A 15,359-nucleotide genomic window follows, 5' to 3' on the forward strand; every position below is an offset into this window, starting at 1 on the left:
GCAGCCGCTCCACCAGCTCCGAACAAACTGAAGCGCATCGTCGCCGCCAGCCTCATCGGCACGACCATCGAGTGGTACGACAACTCATCCGATCAGAGCTACGAGCTGCGGTTTTGCCGTCGTTGGCCCTCCGAGGTCAGCACCAAACCAGCACCGGGAAGTCTCGTGCTGGGTGAGAGACGAGGCCGCGCTCGACCCGCCTTGCTGTAGGGCCTGATGACAGGTACCAGAGATGCCCGCGAACCAGGACAGTTCAGCCCCGTCCGCCAACGACGGGTACGGAAAACGGAGCGGACGGTCCGATCGGGGTCTATGGCGGTGGCCAGTGCGTAGGCGGCGTGGAGACCCCGACCAGCACCGAGTGGAACGAGTTCGAGCAACACTTCGACGCCAGGTCGGGGTCGCCGAGAAGGGGCTGCAGGAGGGCGGTAATCTCACGGACCTGGCCCTGGCCGACAACATAGAACTCGGGGTGGTCCTGCGCGATCCCACGTTGGTCAGGTCGCTCGTCGAGCACTTCCGCCGGCTCATCGCACCTGAGAACGCCCTCGTGCGCCTGGCCTGAGCTGACCGGGCCGCCTCAGAGCCTGTTGGGAGCGCGGGTGAGGGGGACCTCGACGCGGCGTTCGGGGTGCAGGGTCACCGGGCCCAGGAGGCCCGAGGCGGCCGTTTCGCCGCGGGCGTTGGCGCCCGTATTGGTGACCCGTACGCGTACGGAGTTGGTGCCCGCGCGCAGGGCGGTGGTGACGTCCGCGCGGTAGGGCGCCCACAGGCGGACGGGGAGCCGCACGCCGTTGACGGTGATCTCGGCCACGTCGCGCACCTCCCCGAGGTCCAGGTGCCAGAGGCGGCCGGACAGGGTGCGGGCTTCGAGGGTGACGTGGCGTTCGTACACGGCGGAACCCGAGTAGGAGGGGCGCAGGTCCGTCCAGGTGGCGAGTGGGCGGCTGGTGGGCTGTTCGCCGTCGCGGTCGAAGCGGAGGCTCCAGTCGCCGTCCAGCGGTATGGGGGTCAGCGGGTCGGTGACGGTGAGGGTTCCGGCGTACCGGCGCTCGCCGTGCCGGGCCTCGACCCGGACCGTCGCCGTCGTCGCGTGGGAGACGCGTACGGTGGCGGTCCCGCGGGCGGGGCCGTCGATCGTCACGTTCTCCACCGGTGCGCTCGACTCGACCGCGTGCGGGGGTGGTGTGGTGCGGGTAGGCGGGCGGAAGACCACGGCGAGCGTCGCCTTCGGTTCGAGCGTCAGGGGTACGTCCGTACCGGTCCCCGATCGCGTCGGCGCCGTGCGCCAGACGCCCGCCGTGGCGGTCTCCCCGGTGTCCGGGTCCCAGATCTCCGGTACGCCCAGGGCCGGGAACGTCGCGGTGAGCCGTACCGCCTCCGGCCGCTCGTTGTGCAGGAGGAACGCCTGCCGGCCCCCGCGTTCCAGACGCAGCACCCGGATGTCGGGGGTGGCGGGCACCAGTGTGGCGGCGGCCCCTCCCGACGCCGCCACTGTCGCCGCCGCCTCCGCCGGGTCCTTCGCGCGGTGTGTCCGGGAGGCCCGAACGCCGGAGAAGAGCCGGGCCAGAGCCCGTGTCAACTGTTCTTCCCTGCCGTCCGGTTCGCGCCGCGGCAGTTCGCCGATCGCCACCAGCACACCGCCGCCCTCGACGAAGGCGGTGAGTGACTCCACTGCTCCTACCGACAGCACGGGCGTGTGTGGCAGGACGACGATGCCGTACTCCTGGCGTCCGACCACCAGCCGGGAGCCTCGCGGCCGGGCGTGTTCGATCAGTGCCGGGTCCCGGTCCAGCGCGCCCTCGTCCAGGAAGTCGAAGTCGATCTGCACGTCCTCCAGGGCGTGGACGGCGGCTGTGAACTCCTCGTCGACGCGGCTCTGTTCGGGGCGGTCCTGGAGCGACTCCGCCGCCCGCTGCGGCTGAACGAGCGCGGTGCGGGCCCCGGCCGTGGCCCGGGCCGTCTCGACCAGCCGGCCGATCCACTCGTTGAGCGGCCGGGAGAGCTCCCACCACGGGTTGGCCGGCTGGAACGGCGGCGGGAAGACGATGTCGTTCCGGTCGGAGAACCGGGCGTGCAGCAGGACCTTGTTGACTCCGCGGACGACGAACGCCCCGATGATCTCGCGGGTCAGGGCCGGTGTCACGCTCCACCCCGTACCGCCCATGGCCTCCAGGTAGACGCGGGTGCGCCCCGTCTGATGGGCCGCGCTCGCGGGCCAGCGCGGCAGGATCCGGTGGTACCCGCGCCGGTAGTGGTCGAAGATCAGGTCGGTGCCCGGCACCTGCGCCCACTGGTGTGCGGTGTTGAGGTTGCCGGTGCTCTTGATCTGCTCGGCCGGGCCGTACTCGTCCCACAGCGGGTTGGAGATGACATCGAGCCCGCGCTCGCCCATCCACGCGCCGAGACGCCGGTAGTAGGCGGCGGAGAACCGGTTGGAGACCGCGCGCCAGAAAACGCCGCGCAGCCGGTCCCCCTGGTCGCCGAGGTCGTCGAGGACGGCGGACAGCACGATCCCGAGGCCCGCCTTCGGGGCCAGCCCGCTGATTTCGGCGGGAAGGCCCGAGGACCAGGGAGGCTGTCCCCAGCCGGCGTCCGCGGACGCCACGAAGGGCTCGTCGTCGGCGAATCCGCGTAGGACACCGCCCACGGCCCACGGGAATCTGCGCAGGTACTCGCCGGGCACGATGTCCATGAAGAGGTCCACGGCCTCGTCGTCGAGGAGGTCGAGGTAGTTCCGCCGGCTGCCGGTGGCGTCGGCGAGCGGCCGGGAGGTGTGGATGTCGACCTGCCACCGGCCGGCGGGGGCGGTCCAGACGCCGCCGGCGTGTACGGCGGCGGTGAGGTCGATCATCCTCGGGACCGTGTCGCTCCCGGTGGCTCCGGCGGGGCGGGCCGCCGCGGCGACCACCTCGCCGAGGGCGGTCGGCGTCTCGAACTCGCCTACCGCGGACTGGTCTTCGAAGGTCTGGGCGTAGAGGGAGGCGTCGGCCGGGTCGGTGACGGTGAGGCTGCCCCAGGAGGAGCGCTGGGTGGCGGCGGCTCGTACGCCGACGGTGCCGGTGGCGTACGTCGTGTCGCTCACCGGCGGGCGGGCGGCACCGTCCAGCGACGGTGTGATGACCGGGCCACGCAGGGAGAGTCGGAGTATGTGGTCGGCCGTGGCGTCGAACCCCGGCGTGGCGTCACCCCGGTGCAGCAGGGTGAATCCGCCGTCCCGCTGCCGCCAGATGTCGAGGCCGCCATCCGCGCGCAGGTCGGCCAGGTAGCCGTTGAGGTCGTCGGAGCAGCGCACCAGCAGACCGGCGGTGGCCCGCTCGACACGGACGGTGGCGGTGACCGTGCAGTCGGCCCAGTCGGCGCCCTCCTTCAGGACGCGGACACCGTCGTACGCGGCGGCGTCCGCGATCAGCCGTCCGCCGGCGACGGACAGCGCGCGGGCGGCCAGTGGGACGACCGTCCCGCCGGTGACCTCGACACTGCTCCGGACCAGGTTCTTGGCCCGCAGGTCCGGGCGCGGCGGGTGGACGCGGTCGCCGACCCGGCCGCCGTTCACCACGAACCCGCCCGCCCGGCCGCTCGGGAAGAAGTCGTCGTCGAACAGCCACAGTCGCATGTGGTGGCGGTCGGCCTCGCGGAGCGTGTGCTCGATGATGTCGAACCATGCCTCGGTGAAAAACCTGGGGCGCAGGGCCGGGGTGTCGAAGGGGAAGACCAGGACTTCGGTCACTCCCTTGTCCCGCATGTCCGCGAGGTCGCTGTCCACGAGGGCGGGGGTCACCGTGCCGTTCCAGAACCAGAGGATCAGCGGCATGCTGTCCGTACCGGGGTGCGCGAACCGGGCGGGCGAGTAGGCGCCGGGGCGGTCGGAGGTGCCTGGCCGGTCGGCGGCGTCAGGGACGGTGGAAAGGTCCGCCGGACCGCCCGGCTCGGCGGCGTGCGCGGACCCCCAGGAGGTGGCCGCACCGGTCGCCGCGGCCGCCGCTGCCGCAGCGCCGAGTTGGAGAACGTGTCTGCGGCTGTGCGGGCCGTCGTTCATCGAGTCTCCCTCGGCCGACCGCGTCCCGGCGGTTGCTGAAAGGTTTCAATGCTTCCGGGGACGCTAGGGCAGCCTTCCGCCCAGCGTCAATGACGTGGACGGCTGGATGGGAGACGTGTTCCAAGCCAAACCACCCCTGCCCCCCTATCCCCGTCCATGGCCAGTGGCACCAATCACCCCACCCAGATTGCGTGCGACTCGGGCGACACCCGCACAACTCCGCCCGAGCAGCCGCGGGCCACCTCTCCATCCGCTGCCCCAGGAGGGCCACGTACACGTTCGCACCAGAAGCTCGGCGATCATCGGCACCATCTGTCCCGTCGCTTCGGCCCTGACCACGGCGTCCGCCGACGAGCGGGCAGCCCCACGCGGTGCGGCGGAGGTCGTGCTGAAGGAAGTGGCCACGGCCCAGAACCCCGTCGCCGGTGCCGCCGGACCCGGCGGCACGGTCTGGGTGGCCGAACACGCGGGCACCGTACGGGTTCTGGACGATCAGGGGCTCGGCGAGCCCGTCCTCGACCTATCCGACGAGACCACCACCGACGGCGAACGCGGCCTGCTGGGCGTTGCGTTCGACAAGGGGTTCGCGCACTTCTACATCTCGTTCACGAACCTCGAAGGCACCAGCACCGTGGACGAGTTCGCCGTGCGGGACGGCGAACTCCAGCCGGACACCCGGCGCACCGTCCTCACCCAGACCCAGCCGTACGCCAACCACAACGGCGGCGACATCCGGTTCGGCCCCGACGGCTACCTCTACATCGCGTTCGGCGACGGCGGCGCGGGCAGCGACCCGCACGACAACGGGCAGAACCTCGACACGCTGCTGCGCATCGACCCGTTCGCCGCCCGCGGCCGGCTGCTCCAGGGTCTGGCCAGATGCATCCATTACGGCCTTTTGAACACAGCGTCCGTGCGGATGGCATACGTGCCTCCGAAGGTGCCGGGCCATTTCCCATGAAGGCCGAATACCCTTCGCCGGAAAGGAGACCCTGCACGACGTCATGTGCCGCCTTTTCAAGGTTATTGGCCGACAACGGCGCGGTCAGTGCGACATAGGCCCGGATGAACCAAGGGGCCTGGTCGAAGATGCCGGTAAGGACGAGCCCCGGGGGTCACGCAGACGGTGAGGCCGTGTGACATCGTTGTCGGTGGCTGATCGGATCTCCGGGCCACGACCGCCGCGAGGCCTACACACCGGCCTCGCGGCGGGCCGACGGCATCGGGACGCCGAACTCGGGCATCGGCTCGCCCGACAACGGGACGGGCCGGGGCGGGTGGTTCGGCCGGTCGGGCACGCGCATCCTGCTGCCGATGGCCACCCCCAACTGGAAGCGGTTGTCCACCCCCAGTCTGTCCATGAGCGAGCGGAGGATGTTCGTCACCGTGCGGGGACTGACGCCGAGCCGGCCGGCCGCGCTCGCGTCCGTGTGCCCGGCGAGCAGCAGTGCCACCAGCTTGCGCTGGCGCTCGTCCAGGGGCATGCCGGCGGCGAGCCTCTCCTCCAGAGTCGGCCGTACCGGGACGGACCGCTGTTCGCCGCCGGGCATCCGGAGGCTACTGCGGCGCACAGGTGTGGGGTTCGTTGGGCTACGCACGAGGCTCCTCTGGTCGGTGTGGTCGGATGGGGTGCAGCGGCCGGGCGCCGCCGTTGTCCGGTGAGTGGAAGCTGACCGAGAAGGTGACCGGAAGATGGCTGCTGTCAATAGTTGGCTCTCGACGGAGGGTCACTGGGAGCGAGAGGACGTTCACCTTTGCCGTCGCGGGGCATCGCGAACAGCACGTTGATCCGTTGTCGGGCCAGGCGGAGAAGCGCCTGCGTGGGGTTCTTCCCTCGGGTCCGGCCTTTGTCGTGATAAGTGCGGGAGGCGGGGTCGTGCAGGGCAGCGAACGCACACAGGCACATTGCGCGTTTGAGCTGCCGGTTGCCGCCGCGTGGTGCGTGTTCGCCGTGGATCGAGGTCCCCGACGACTTCGTGGTCGGGGCGACGCCGGCGTAGGCGGCGAGGTGGGCGGGGGTAGGGAAGCTCGTGCCAAGCCGACGGCGACCAGCAGCGTGGGGGCGGTCCTGACCGCGACCTCTGACATCGAGGTCAGGCCCCTGGCAAGAGGGCGGAGGAAGCAGTTCCTCCGCTTTGCGCCTTACTGTCCGACGTCGAAGCCGTCAGCGGTGTCACATCCGCCCTGAACTATGCGGACACGGTAGAAGGGTCCGCGACCTGTCGACGATCGTCTGTCTGGGGAAGTGTCTGCAGGCGCTGGCGGGTCCAGGGGTTGGTGTCGTCCATGATGCCGTCCGTGGCCGTCTGGGCGGCCGTGGCGGTGCGGAGGTGGGTGGCGGCCTCGGTGGGGGCCAGGACTACAAGGGCCGCGCCGATGGCGATGATGGCGGCGAGCTTCTTGGCGCGTACGTCGGTGTTCCTCATAGTGGCCTGCTGCCTCTTCCTGGAGTCCCTCGGGCGGTGTCGATTTCTGAGGGGAAAGTTAGAGGCCGCTGTAATCCCGCCGCTTTGACGGCGCTATCTCTGCCCGATAGGCCCCGGACATGCCGCCCCCTGCCAACGGCTACCAGGTCGTCGCAGGTCCGGAGGTGTTGAAGTGGGATACCGCGGCTTGTGCCCTGTAGGTCACCTCCTGTTCCCACAGATGCCAACACGCCCTCTCGATTCCTCGTTTCAGATAGCGGCGATAGGTGCTGAAGGACAGGGAGAACTCGCGGGCCACGGCCTGCTGAGTACTGCCGCCCTTCACGTACGTGGCCCAGACGACGGCTCGCTGCATCTTCGCCTTAGGGTCCTTGTCGATCGCCTCGATGGCCCCCACGATGAGTCGGCGCAGGTTCTCCTGGTCGCCGGGGCGGCTGGCGACGAAGGAGGCGTGCAGCAGCGGGTTGGTGGCCAGCCGTTCCCGCTGATGCCAGTCACGCAGCGCGTCGTGTACGGCGCGGTCGAAGGACGCCCGGGACAGCACACTGGTGCTCGGCAGGCTGGCGACTCCGGGCGTCCGCAGCCCGAAAAACATCCGGTCGTCCAGCAGGTCACTCCATTCGTCGCCCCGGTGAGTGCCCCAGTCGTGGGCGAAGAGACGCACCCGCTGCTCCGCGAGCAGGGGTCCGCGCGGGAGTTGGCGGAAGTCGGCGAACTCCAGGAGCCGCGCAGACTGCTCGTCCACGTCATTGACGGCGAGCATCGTCCACTCCAACTGTTGGTGTCTGAGTAATTTCCAGGTGACACGGGCGGCCATCCTGGCTGAGGTGGCGGTCAGTTCGGGTGCCCGCCTGCTGGCCAGAGCGAAGCGCACCAGGTGCACCTGTTGTCCGGGGCGCAGCTCGCGGCTCGCCGCGATGTGATCACGTGCGGCCGCGACGACGGGGTCGATCACCGTTTCGACCGCGTCCCAACGGTCGAAGCTCAGCACGCCCAGGACGCCGACGACGTCGCCGGTCCGCACCGACCGGTACAGGTGGAAGCCCGCGGCCTGCCGCCCCAGCCAGAAGTCGACGGCGGCGACGCGTCCCGTCCCCAGTTGCTCGTACGCGAAGTCGCGGACCGCTCGGACGTCGTCGGGGCCGCAGGGTGTCTCGTCCACCGCGTCGTCGTGCTCGTCCCATTCGAAGCCGGGAAACCTTCTTCCCCTGGTCTGGAGGTAGTTGAAGGCGCCAGCGGCTCGGAGCGAGGCGGGTTCGGGGCGATTGCGAATCACATGCTGGAGGTAGGTGCGCACCGACTTGTGCATGGAGAGGTAGGTGTCCGGTGCCCGCCATCTCAGATCGCGGTCCAGGGCCTCTGCCACGACGGGCAGCAGGCGCAGTCCGGCCCGCCGGCTGAGGGCGTAGGGCTGGTGGCGTATCCAGCCGAACAGTTCGTGCGCGTCGTCCGGCAGGAAGACGCGCAGGAGGTCCTCGGTGGTGTCGGGCACATGGGCGCAGATCTCCAGGGCCTGCCGGTGGACGGCGGACGGCACGGGGCCCAGCACCCGTTCCAGGAAGTCCTGCACGATCTCCGGGGAGGGCTGCCACTCGCCCCCAAACGGGGTGTCCTGGCCCTGGCCGACGAGCCGGAGCGCGAGGGGGTGGCCGTCGGCGAAGGCGAGCCGGGCCCTGCCCTGGGTGACCCGGCCGGGCGTGCTGTCCCGGAGCAGACGCGCCGATTGGGAAAGGGAGAGCCCGCCCAGGCGGTGCACCCGCAGGGTGTCGGCCCAGGAGGGGTCGGTCTGCCAGCGCAGGCTCGGTGGCAGGCGACCCGCGAACACCACCACCGACCCGGGCGGCAGCCGCAGCAGAAACTGGTCCCTGATCCAGTCGGCCAGCGGTTCGAGGCGGTCCACGGAATCGACGAGGAGGACCGGCGGGGCCGTTCCGGTCACAGGTACCGCGGCGCAGAACGCCTCCTCGGTGGGCTCGGTCCGTTCCCCGTCCACCTCGACGACGTCGCGTCCTCGTTGGGCGCCCTCCAGGGCGAAGTGTCTGAGCAGCGTCGTCTTACCGATGCCGCCGGGGCCGTGCAAGGCCAGGACCGCGATGGCGCCGGACGAGTCGTCGAGCGCTGTGCGGAAGGCTTCCAGTTCGTCCTGGCGGCCCACGAAGCGGCGCAGGAACGTCTGCTGTCGCGCGTGCAGGGGGGCCGCGGTGCCGGTGGGCCGCTGTCCCCTCACCGGTGCGGAGTGCGAGTCATCTTGCGGCCGGGGCATCGATACCGTCGGCGGAGCGGTGAGGGTACAGCCGCGCGGCGCGGGCGTGCTCCTCGACCATGCCGAGTCTGCTGAACACCTCCATCGCTTCGGCCAGCAGTGTGCCGGCCTGCCGTGCCCGGTCCGCGCGCAGCGACAGGGCGGCGAGGTCTACACGCAAGGAGGCGGCGCCCGCATGGTCCCGGATGCCCTCGCGCAGGGCGAGCGCCCGGTCGAAGAAAGCGGCGGCGTCATCGAGTTCGCCCAGGCCCATGTGGACCCGGCCGAGGTCGTGCAGCATGTATCCCTCGCCGATTACGTCGCCGTCCTCCAGGACCATGCAAAGCCCCTCGGACAGCACCTTGCGGGCCCCCTCGAATTGCTTCCGGTGCAGGAGGAGCTGACCCACGCGCTGGAGCACCCGGGCCTGTCCGCCGACGTAGCCGAGATCCCGCCAGATCCTCAGCGCCTCGTTCAGCTCGGCCTCCACGCGCCGGACGTCACCCTGCCTGAGCAGGATGACCGCCCGCTGGGTGAGCACGGTGGCGCGGGCCCACGGGTCGCCGCTGCGGTCGAAGTACCGCTGCGCCTTGTCGAAGAGAAGCATCGCCGAGATGTCGCGGCCGGTGAGCCGTGCCACGATGCCGAGGTCCCGGTGGCTCAGGCCGAGTCCCTTGTCGTGCCCCAGGTCCTCGAAGATCTCCGACGCCGTGGTCAGAGCCTTGCGTGCCTCGGGCAGGTTACGGCGGTTGAGGTGCAGCGATCCGAGGGAGGCCAGCAGTGCGGCCTGCCCCATACGGTTGCCGCGGCGGCGGACCACCGTCAGTGCCTTGCGATGGGTGCGGGCCCAGTGGTCGAGATAGCCGCGGGCCTCGTGCAACGGTGCCAGGTTCACAGCGAGTTCCCACGCATACTCGTCCTCGTCTTCCTGCGCGAGCCCTTCCACGGTCAGGCTGAGGTTCTCCAACTCGGTGTCCAGCCACTCCAGTGGCCGGGCGAGGACAGTGGAGACATGCCGCTCGGGCAGGTGCCAGTGCTCGGCCGAACCGGTGAGGTAGCGGGTGCCCAGGATGCGCCGCTGGGCCTCGGTGATCAGGGAGAGCCAGGCGCCGCCCACCCGGCGGACAGCGGCACCGCGCTCGCCGTCGTCGGTCTCGGCGGCCAACCGGTCCCGGGAGAACAGCCGGATGATGTCGTGGAAGGCGTAGCGCAGCTCTCCGCCCGCGTCGACGCCCGTGATGTCCAGCATCTGCACGTCGATCAGTGGTTCCAGGATGTCGGACGGGTAGGGGCCCGGCGTGCCGCCCGTCAGCGCAGCCGCCATCCAGCCGGGGAAGGTGGAGCCCTTGGTCAGGCTGAGCAGGCGCAAGAGTCTGCGGTCCGGCTCGGTGAGCCCGTCGTAGGTGAGCGAGAGGCTGGCTCGGACGGTCATCTCCCCGTAGGCCAGCTCGTCGAGGCGCCGGCTCTCGTCGGCCAGACGCCGCACCATCGACGCCAGCGGCCAGAACGGGCGTGCCGCCAGGCGCGCGGCTACGATGCGCAGCGCGAGCGGGAGTCTGCCCACGGCAGCGACGAGCTCCCTGGCTGCAGCCGGTTCGCCCTGCACGCGGTCGGCTCCGACAACGTTCCCAAGGAGTTCCAGCGAGTCCTTCTCGTCGAGGATGTCCAGGGTCACGCGGTGGGCTCCGGGCAGGGCGGTCAGCCGTGCCCTGCTGGTGATGAGGACACCACAGGAGCGGCTGCCCGGCAGCAGAGGTAAGACCTGCTCCTCGCTCGCGGCGTCATCCATGACGACCAAGATGCGTCTGTCGGCGAGCATGCTGCGGTAGATCTCCCCGCGTTCCTCCAGGGAGTCCGGGATGGCGGGCCCCGGCAGGCCCAGCGCGCGCAGGAAGCGGCCCAGGACCTCGCGCGGGTCGATGGGATCCGTCCGGCCGCCGTGGAGTCGGCAGTAGAGCTGGCCGTCGAGGAAGTGAGTGTCGGCGAGCCGGTGGGCTACCCGGGCGGCGAAGGTGCTCTTCCCGACGCCGGAGCGGCCGGCGACGACGACGATGCCCGTGGCCCGGTGCGGCACGGTACCGGTCAGCGCGGCCTCGGCCTCCGCGACGAGGTGTTCGTGGCCGACGAAGTCCGCGGTGTCGACGGGCAACTGACGAGGGACGGGGCCGCGCGCGGCGGCCGGCCGGTCCTCGCGGGGCTGCATGGAGTCCGCCTTCGCGGCGAGCAGGCCCGCGGTCCTTCCGGGGCCGGGGGCATCCGGCAGCCGCAGCTCCGGGTCCTCGGTGAGGATGGACCGTTCGAGGCGGCGCAGTTCCTCGCCAGGCTGGAGCCCGAGTTCGTCCTGGAGCAGCTTGCGCGCCTCGCGGTACACCTCCAGAGCTTCGGGTTGGCGGCCGGATCGGTAGAGGGCGAGCATCAACTGCGCGCGGAAATGCTCCCGCAGTGGATTGTCGTTCACCAGGCGGGCTATCTCGGCAATCACCTGGCGGTGGCGGCCCAGTTCCAGCTCCAGCTCCACGAACGATTCGGCAGCCGCCAGGCACTCCTCGTCGATGTGCTGGGCGACGCGGGCGAGCGTTTCGCTGGCGATCCCGTCAAGACACGGCCCCTGCCACAGGGCGACCGCGGCGCGCATCGAATCGGCCGCCTCGGCCGTCCTGCCCTGCCCTGCCAGCATATTGGCCTCGGCCACGGTCCGCCGGAACACGTCGAGGTCGAGCGCGGAGTCCTCGATCTGGAGCATATAGCCCGGCGGCCGGGTCACGATGGTGGCCTTGACGCCTGCGGCCGCCAGCGTCTTGCGCACCCGGGACACGCAGATCTGCACCTGGGTGCGGGCGGTTTCCGGCGGCTCCTCGTCCCACAGCAGCCGGATCAGGCGATCCCGACTCTGCAGCCTGCCGTTCTCCAGGAGCAGGGCGGCGAGCACCACCTGCTGCCGTCCCGCGGTGACGGGCACCGTCCGTCCGCCGCTTAAGACTTTCAGTGTCCCCAGCACCCGAAAGGCCGGTCCCGCGCTCGGGTTACGCGGCACGGGGTGCCCACCGGTCATGATCGCCTCCTTTGGCTCACCAGCTCACCACACGGCTGAACATGCAACTTTAGAGCGCGGACTCGGCGGACAACAGCTCTGACCAGTAGTTGGATAGCTGTGGCGGGCACGGTGACCGGGAACAGATCGCAGCGTCGCGCAAGGCGTCCGGCGGCCCGCAGTCCGGTCATGACTGCACGCCCGGACTGACCAACTGTGATCACTTTCCGAGCATAGGTTGACCACCTCCAGCCACCGAGATAACAGGACGATAGCGCCGAGTTAACGGAGTGCCGAAGGGTTGCCGGGCGGGGGCCTTCAGCGCCGTCGCACCATTGACACCGATGACGAAAGGTGGGTCTTCCAGTCATGAGACCCGACAGAATCCGCATATCGCCCACCAGCGGGACGGCGACGGCAGCAGGGGTGAGGCACGTGATGCTCACCTACCACTACCTGGATATCGGGGACACCGACGGGTACGCGTCCCTCACCGAGAAGGATCTGATCCTCGACCACCCCGGCGCCGCGCCCCACCGGGGCCGCGACGCGGTGGTCAGTCTGCATGCCGCGCAGGCCCAGCTGCTCAGGCGGCATGAGCTGACCGCGGTGGTGGCCGACGAAGACATGGTCGTCGCACTCGGCCGGGTGGTGCGTTCGGCGACCGGCGACGACGGCCGGGGCGTGCACAGCGCGGACTTCGCGGACGTGTTCACCCTGTCCGAGCAGACCCTGGTCAAAACGTGCCGCCGTTATTACTACGCCCTGCCACCGGGCCCATCGGGCCCGTTGTTCATCTGACACCGAGCCCTTGCCAACCTCACGTCGAGGCCGCGCGGTGATCAGCTGCGGTATGCGGCGCTGCTGTCGGTGATCGCCCGGAACAGCTCGCGAGCCCGCTCGCAGAACTGCTCGCCCTCCGCGATGTCCGGCTCGTCACCGTCTGCCGGCATCCGGGCCTGGAACTGCTCGGAGCGCAGCCCGCCGTAGCGGGCCCGCACCGCGGCGGTCACCGGCTGGACCGCGATATGCAGGTGCTTGCGCGCGTCGCGGCCGTGCGACCACATACAGACGTAGGTCTGCTCCGGCCGGCACAACGTCTCCACGACATGAGCGGTATCGCGCAGCAAGGGGCCGAGTTCCGCCGCCGCCGTGTCGTCGAGCTCCGCGATGGCCACGACGTGGTCCCGCGGGCCGACGACCAAGGTGCCGGGATTCATCGGACCGACGACGTGGTTCACCACCCACGCAGCGGTCTCGTGCAGGACACCCCCGGGCAGTTCCCGGCGCCCGGTCGGAAGGTCACACCCAAGACACGCCGTCACATCCACGCGCACCAGCCTGTACAGAGCTCGCAGCGATGATGTCGACGACCAAATCGAAGGCGTTCGTGATCCTGGACGGGACGCTGCTGCCGATCGACCGGATCGCCGCCGACCGGCCCTTCTGCTCCGGCAAATACAAGAGGCACGGCATGAACGTGCAGGTCATCGCCGATCCACACGGGAAGCTGTTGTGGGCCTCGGCCGCCCTGCCCGGCGCCGTGCACGACATCAAGGCCGCCCGAACCCACGGCATCATCGACGCCTTCACCGAGGCGGGCCTGGTCTGCTGGGCAGACAAGGGCTACCAGGGCGCGGGCGGCACCGTGCGGGTGCCCTTCCGCGGCCGGTGGGACCGGCCCGCGACAGGGCAGCGCGCGGTCAACGTCGCGCACGCCCGCATCCGCGCCCTCGGCGAGCAGGCCATGGCGACCTTGAAGACCTGGCGTCTGCTGAGGAAACTCCGCTGCGGCACCACCCGAATCGCCAGCCACGTCCAAGCCGTCCTCACCCTCCACCTGACCTGCTCGAACTGAGATTGGGCAAGGCTCACTGAGCAGTCCGGCGGGAAGTGCCCACGTGGGCGGGAGGCGACTGGGGGCACGGGTAGTGGCCGGGATACGGGGAGTTGGGACCGTAGGCGGCGTTCAGGACACGGCGGCCGGACTGGTCGTCAGGGCCGGGTCGGTGAGCGCTACCGGTGCCAGGACGGCGTCCACCGCGGCCTTGAGGTCCTCATCGAGGACGATGTCGCACGCCGCGGCGTTGCCGGCGATCTGCTCGGGTCCGCTGGCCCCGATCACCGCGGCCGCCACGTTCGGCTCCCGCAGCACCCAGGCCAGGGCCAGGACGGGCAGGGGCAGCCCCGCCTCCTCGGCCAGCGGCAGCAGCCGCTGCACGCGGCCGAGGATGTCCTCACGCAGCGCTTTCTCCATGAAGTGCCCCCCGAACCCCTTGGTATCGGTCGCGCGCGACCCGGTCGGCGGCGGTCGGCCGGGCAGGTACTTCCCTGTGAGGACACCCTGCGCCAGCGGGGAGAAGGCGAGCTGGCCGAGGCCCAGCTCCCGGCAGGCCGGGATCACCTCGGCCTCGATCACGCGGTGCAGGGCCGAATAGCGGGCCTGGTTGGACACCAGCGGCACCCGTAACTCGCGGGCGAGGCCCTGCGCGGCGCGGATCTCCTCCGCCCGCCACTCCGATACGCCGATATAGAGGGCCTTGCCCGCGCGGACCACGTCGGCGAAGGCCGTCATGGTCTCCTCCAGCGGGGTGCCGTGATCGAAGCGGTGGGCCTGGTAAAGGTCGACGTGGTCGGTGCCGAGCCGGCGCAACGAGACGTCGATCGTCTCCATGATGTGCTTGCGGGACAGTCCGCGCTCGTTCGGCCCGGGGCCGACCGGCCAGTACACCTTGGTGAAGATCTCGACCCCGGACCGCCGTTCGCCCGCCAGCGCGCGGCCCAGGATCTCCTCGCCCGCGCCGAACGCGTAACCGTCGGCCGTGTCGAAACTGGTCACACCGCAGTCCAGCGCCGACCTGACGCACGCGCGGGCGCGGTCCTCGTCGATCTGCCCGCCGTGGGTGATCCAGTTCCCGTACACCAACTCGCTGACGTGCAGACCGCTTCGGCCCAGCCGGCGGTGCCTCACCTCGTGTCCCCCCTCACGCCGCGCCGTCCGCCGCCGGATCGGTCCAGAAGTGCACGGTCACGGTCTTGCGCAGGACCGGTGCCGGGGCCCGCAGCAGGGACACGCCGTGCAGCGAACGGGCTGTCGTCTCAATGAGAACGCTGCGGTTGAAGGAGGGCATGATCCGGGCTGGGGACGCGCCGTCGACCGGTTCGCCCAGCTCCAGCCAGCCGCCGTCCTCCGGGCACCAGCCTTCGGTGAGATACGTGAACAACGAGTACCGGCGCAGCCGCCCGGTCTCCGGGTGCCGGTTGGAGCCGACGTGTGCCTGGTGCACGGCGCCGTGACCGGCGAGCCGGTAGCTGCCCCAGTCACCGTCCGGTTCCGTACGCAGCCCTTCCACCCCCGTCACCTTGCTGAGGATGGCGGCGAGGTCGTCGCCGAGCAGGGCCTCGCACAGGTCCCGCAGGGCCGGCCCGGCCAGCTCCCGGTCCTGGGAGTGCCAGCGCGGAATGCCCGGCTTCGCCGTCATCACGGCGGTGTCCGGGTAGGCGTCGGCGGCGGCGCGCAGGGCGTCGGCGGGAAGGATGCCGTTCCACACATAGTGCGGGAAGGGGTCGGCGCGGAAGCAGGGCTCGTGGGCCGCGTTCAGCTGCCGTTCCATGGCCGCG

10 protein-coding genes and 3 pseudogenes are annotated in these 15,359 nt (G+C 70.5%); 4 read left to right on the forward strand and 9 right to left on the reverse strand.

Annotated elements, in window-relative coordinates:
- Positions 1-361 precede the first annotated feature (361 nt).
- Positions 362-565 (forward strand): hypothetical protein, encoded by a 204-nt coding sequence (locus AB0P17_RS27305; protein WP_365814577.1) that lies wholly within the window; start codon positions 362-364, stop codon positions 563-565.
- A gap of 15 nt (positions 566-580) precedes the next feature.
- Here the strand turns inward: AB0P17_RS27305 and AB0P17_RS27310 are convergent, their stop codons facing one another.
- Positions 581-4,039, reverse strand: coding sequence for a glycosyl hydrolase (locus tag AB0P17_RS27310; protein ID WP_365814578.1), 3,459 nt, complete (start codon positions 4,037-4,039; stop codon positions 581-583).
- A 253-nt stretch (positions 4,040-4,292) separates the two neighbouring features.
- Here AB0P17_RS27310 and AB0P17_RS27315 point away from each other — a divergent pair.
- Positions 4,293-4,880: pseudogene (locus AB0P17_RS27315) on the forward strand (PQQ-dependent sugar dehydrogenase); the annotation flags it as partial.
- A gap of 349 nt (positions 4,881-5,229) precedes the next feature.
- On the opposite strand, the gene AB0P17_RS27320 reads toward AB0P17_RS27315, so the two are convergent.
- The 5 genes and pseudogenes from AB0P17_RS27320 to AB0P17_RS27340 all read right to left on the reverse strand — a co-directional run bounded on the left by AB0P17_RS27320 (position 5,230) and on the right by AB0P17_RS27340 (position 11,759).
- Positions 5,230-5,610 (reverse strand): helix-turn-helix transcriptional regulator, encoded by a 381-nt coding sequence (locus AB0P17_RS27320; RefSeq protein ID WP_365814579.1) that lies wholly within the window; start codon positions 5,608-5,610, stop codon positions 5,230-5,232.
- Positions 5,611-5,741: 131 nt separating this feature from the next.
- Positions 5,742-6,151: pseudogene (locus AB0P17_RS27325) on the reverse strand (transposase); the annotation flags it as partial.
- Positions 6,152-6,228: 77 nt separating this feature from the next.
- Entirely contained in the window at positions 6,229-6,465 is a 237-nt protein-coding gene (locus AB0P17_RS27330) for a hypothetical protein (RefSeq protein ID WP_365814580.1), read from the reverse strand.
- A 139-nt stretch (positions 6,466-6,604) separates the two neighbouring features.
- Complete coding sequence (locus tag AB0P17_RS27335; RefSeq protein ID WP_365814581.1) at positions 6,605-8,692, reverse strand: ATP-binding protein; 2,088 nt, start codon at positions 8,690-8,692, stop codon at positions 6,605-6,607.
- A 16-nt stretch (positions 8,693-8,708) separates the two neighbouring features.
- Complete coding sequence (locus AB0P17_RS27340) at positions 8,709-11,759, reverse strand: BTAD domain-containing putative transcriptional regulator (protein WP_365814582.1); 3,051 nt, start codon at positions 11,757-11,759, stop codon at positions 8,709-8,711.
- Between the two features lie 348 nt (positions 11,760-12,107).
- Between AB0P17_RS27340 and AB0P17_RS27345 the strand changes: the two genes are divergently transcribed.
- The gene (locus tag AB0P17_RS27345) at positions 12,108-12,539 is read left to right on the forward strand and encodes a nuclear transport factor 2 family protein (RefSeq protein ID WP_365814583.1); all 432 of its coding nucleotides are present in this window, start codon (positions 12,108-12,110) and stop codon (positions 12,537-12,539) included.
- A gap of 41 nt (positions 12,540-12,580) precedes the next feature.
- Here the strand turns inward: AB0P17_RS27345 and AB0P17_RS27350 are convergent, their stop codons facing one another.
- Entirely contained in the window at positions 12,581-12,958 is a 378-nt protein-coding gene (locus tag AB0P17_RS27350; RefSeq protein WP_365814584.1) for a hypothetical protein, read from the reverse strand.
- 158 nt (positions 12,959-13,116) lie between these two features.
- On the opposite strand from AB0P17_RS27350, the pseudogene AB0P17_RS27355 reads away from it, so the two are divergent.
- Positions 13,117-13,596 (forward strand): annotated as a pseudogene (locus tag AB0P17_RS27355) (transposase family protein); the annotation flags it as partial.
- 111 nt (positions 13,597-13,707) lie between these two features.
- Here the strand turns inward: AB0P17_RS27355 and AB0P17_RS27360 are convergent.
- Both AB0P17_RS27360 and AB0P17_RS27365 read right to left on the reverse strand, forming a co-directional pair.
- The gene (locus AB0P17_RS27360; protein WP_329826747.1) at positions 13,708-14,709 is read right to left on the reverse strand and encodes an aldo/keto reductase family protein; all 1,002 of its coding nucleotides are present in this window, start codon (positions 14,707-14,709) and stop codon (positions 13,708-13,710) included.
- A 13-nt stretch (positions 14,710-14,722) separates the two neighbouring features.
- Positions 14,723-15,352: a 2OG-Fe(II) oxygenase gene (locus AB0P17_RS27365; protein ID WP_365814585.1), complete on the reverse strand. Its 630-nt coding sequence runs from the start codon at positions 15,350-15,352 to the stop codon at positions 14,723-14,725.
- Positions 15,353-15,359: the final 7 nt, after the last annotated feature.

The sequence above is a fragment of the Streptomyces sp. NPDC088124 genome, assembly GCF_040685895.1.
GTDB lineage: Bacteria > Actinomycetota > Actinomycetes > Streptomycetales > Streptomycetaceae > Streptomyces.

Excerpts from the sequence above, each read along its gene's own strand:
- AB0P17_RS27310 (WP_365814578.1), bottom strand. The coding sequence starts at position 4,039 with ATGAACGACGGCCCGCACAGCCGCAGACACGTTCTCCAACTCGGCGCT.
- AB0P17_RS27330 (WP_365814580.1), bottom strand. The coding sequence starts at position 6,465 with ATGAGGAACACCGACGTACGCGCCAAGAAGCTCGCCGCCATCATCGCC.
- AB0P17_RS27340 (WP_365814582.1), bottom strand. The coding sequence starts at position 11,759 with ATGACCGGTGGGCACCCCGTGCCGCGTAACCCGAGCGCGGGACCGGCC.
- AB0P17_RS27345 (WP_365814583.1), top strand. The coding sequence starts at position 12,108 with ATGAGACCCGACAGAATCCGCATATCGCCCACCAGCGGGACGGCGACG.
- AB0P17_RS27350 (WP_365814584.1), bottom strand. The coding sequence starts at position 12,958 with ATGAATCCCGGCACCTTGGTCGTCGGCCCGCGGGACCACGTCGTGGCC.
- AB0P17_RS27365 (WP_365814585.1), bottom strand. The coding sequence starts at position 15,352 with ATGGAACGGCAGCTGAACGCGGCCCACGAGCCCTGCTTCCGCGCCGAC.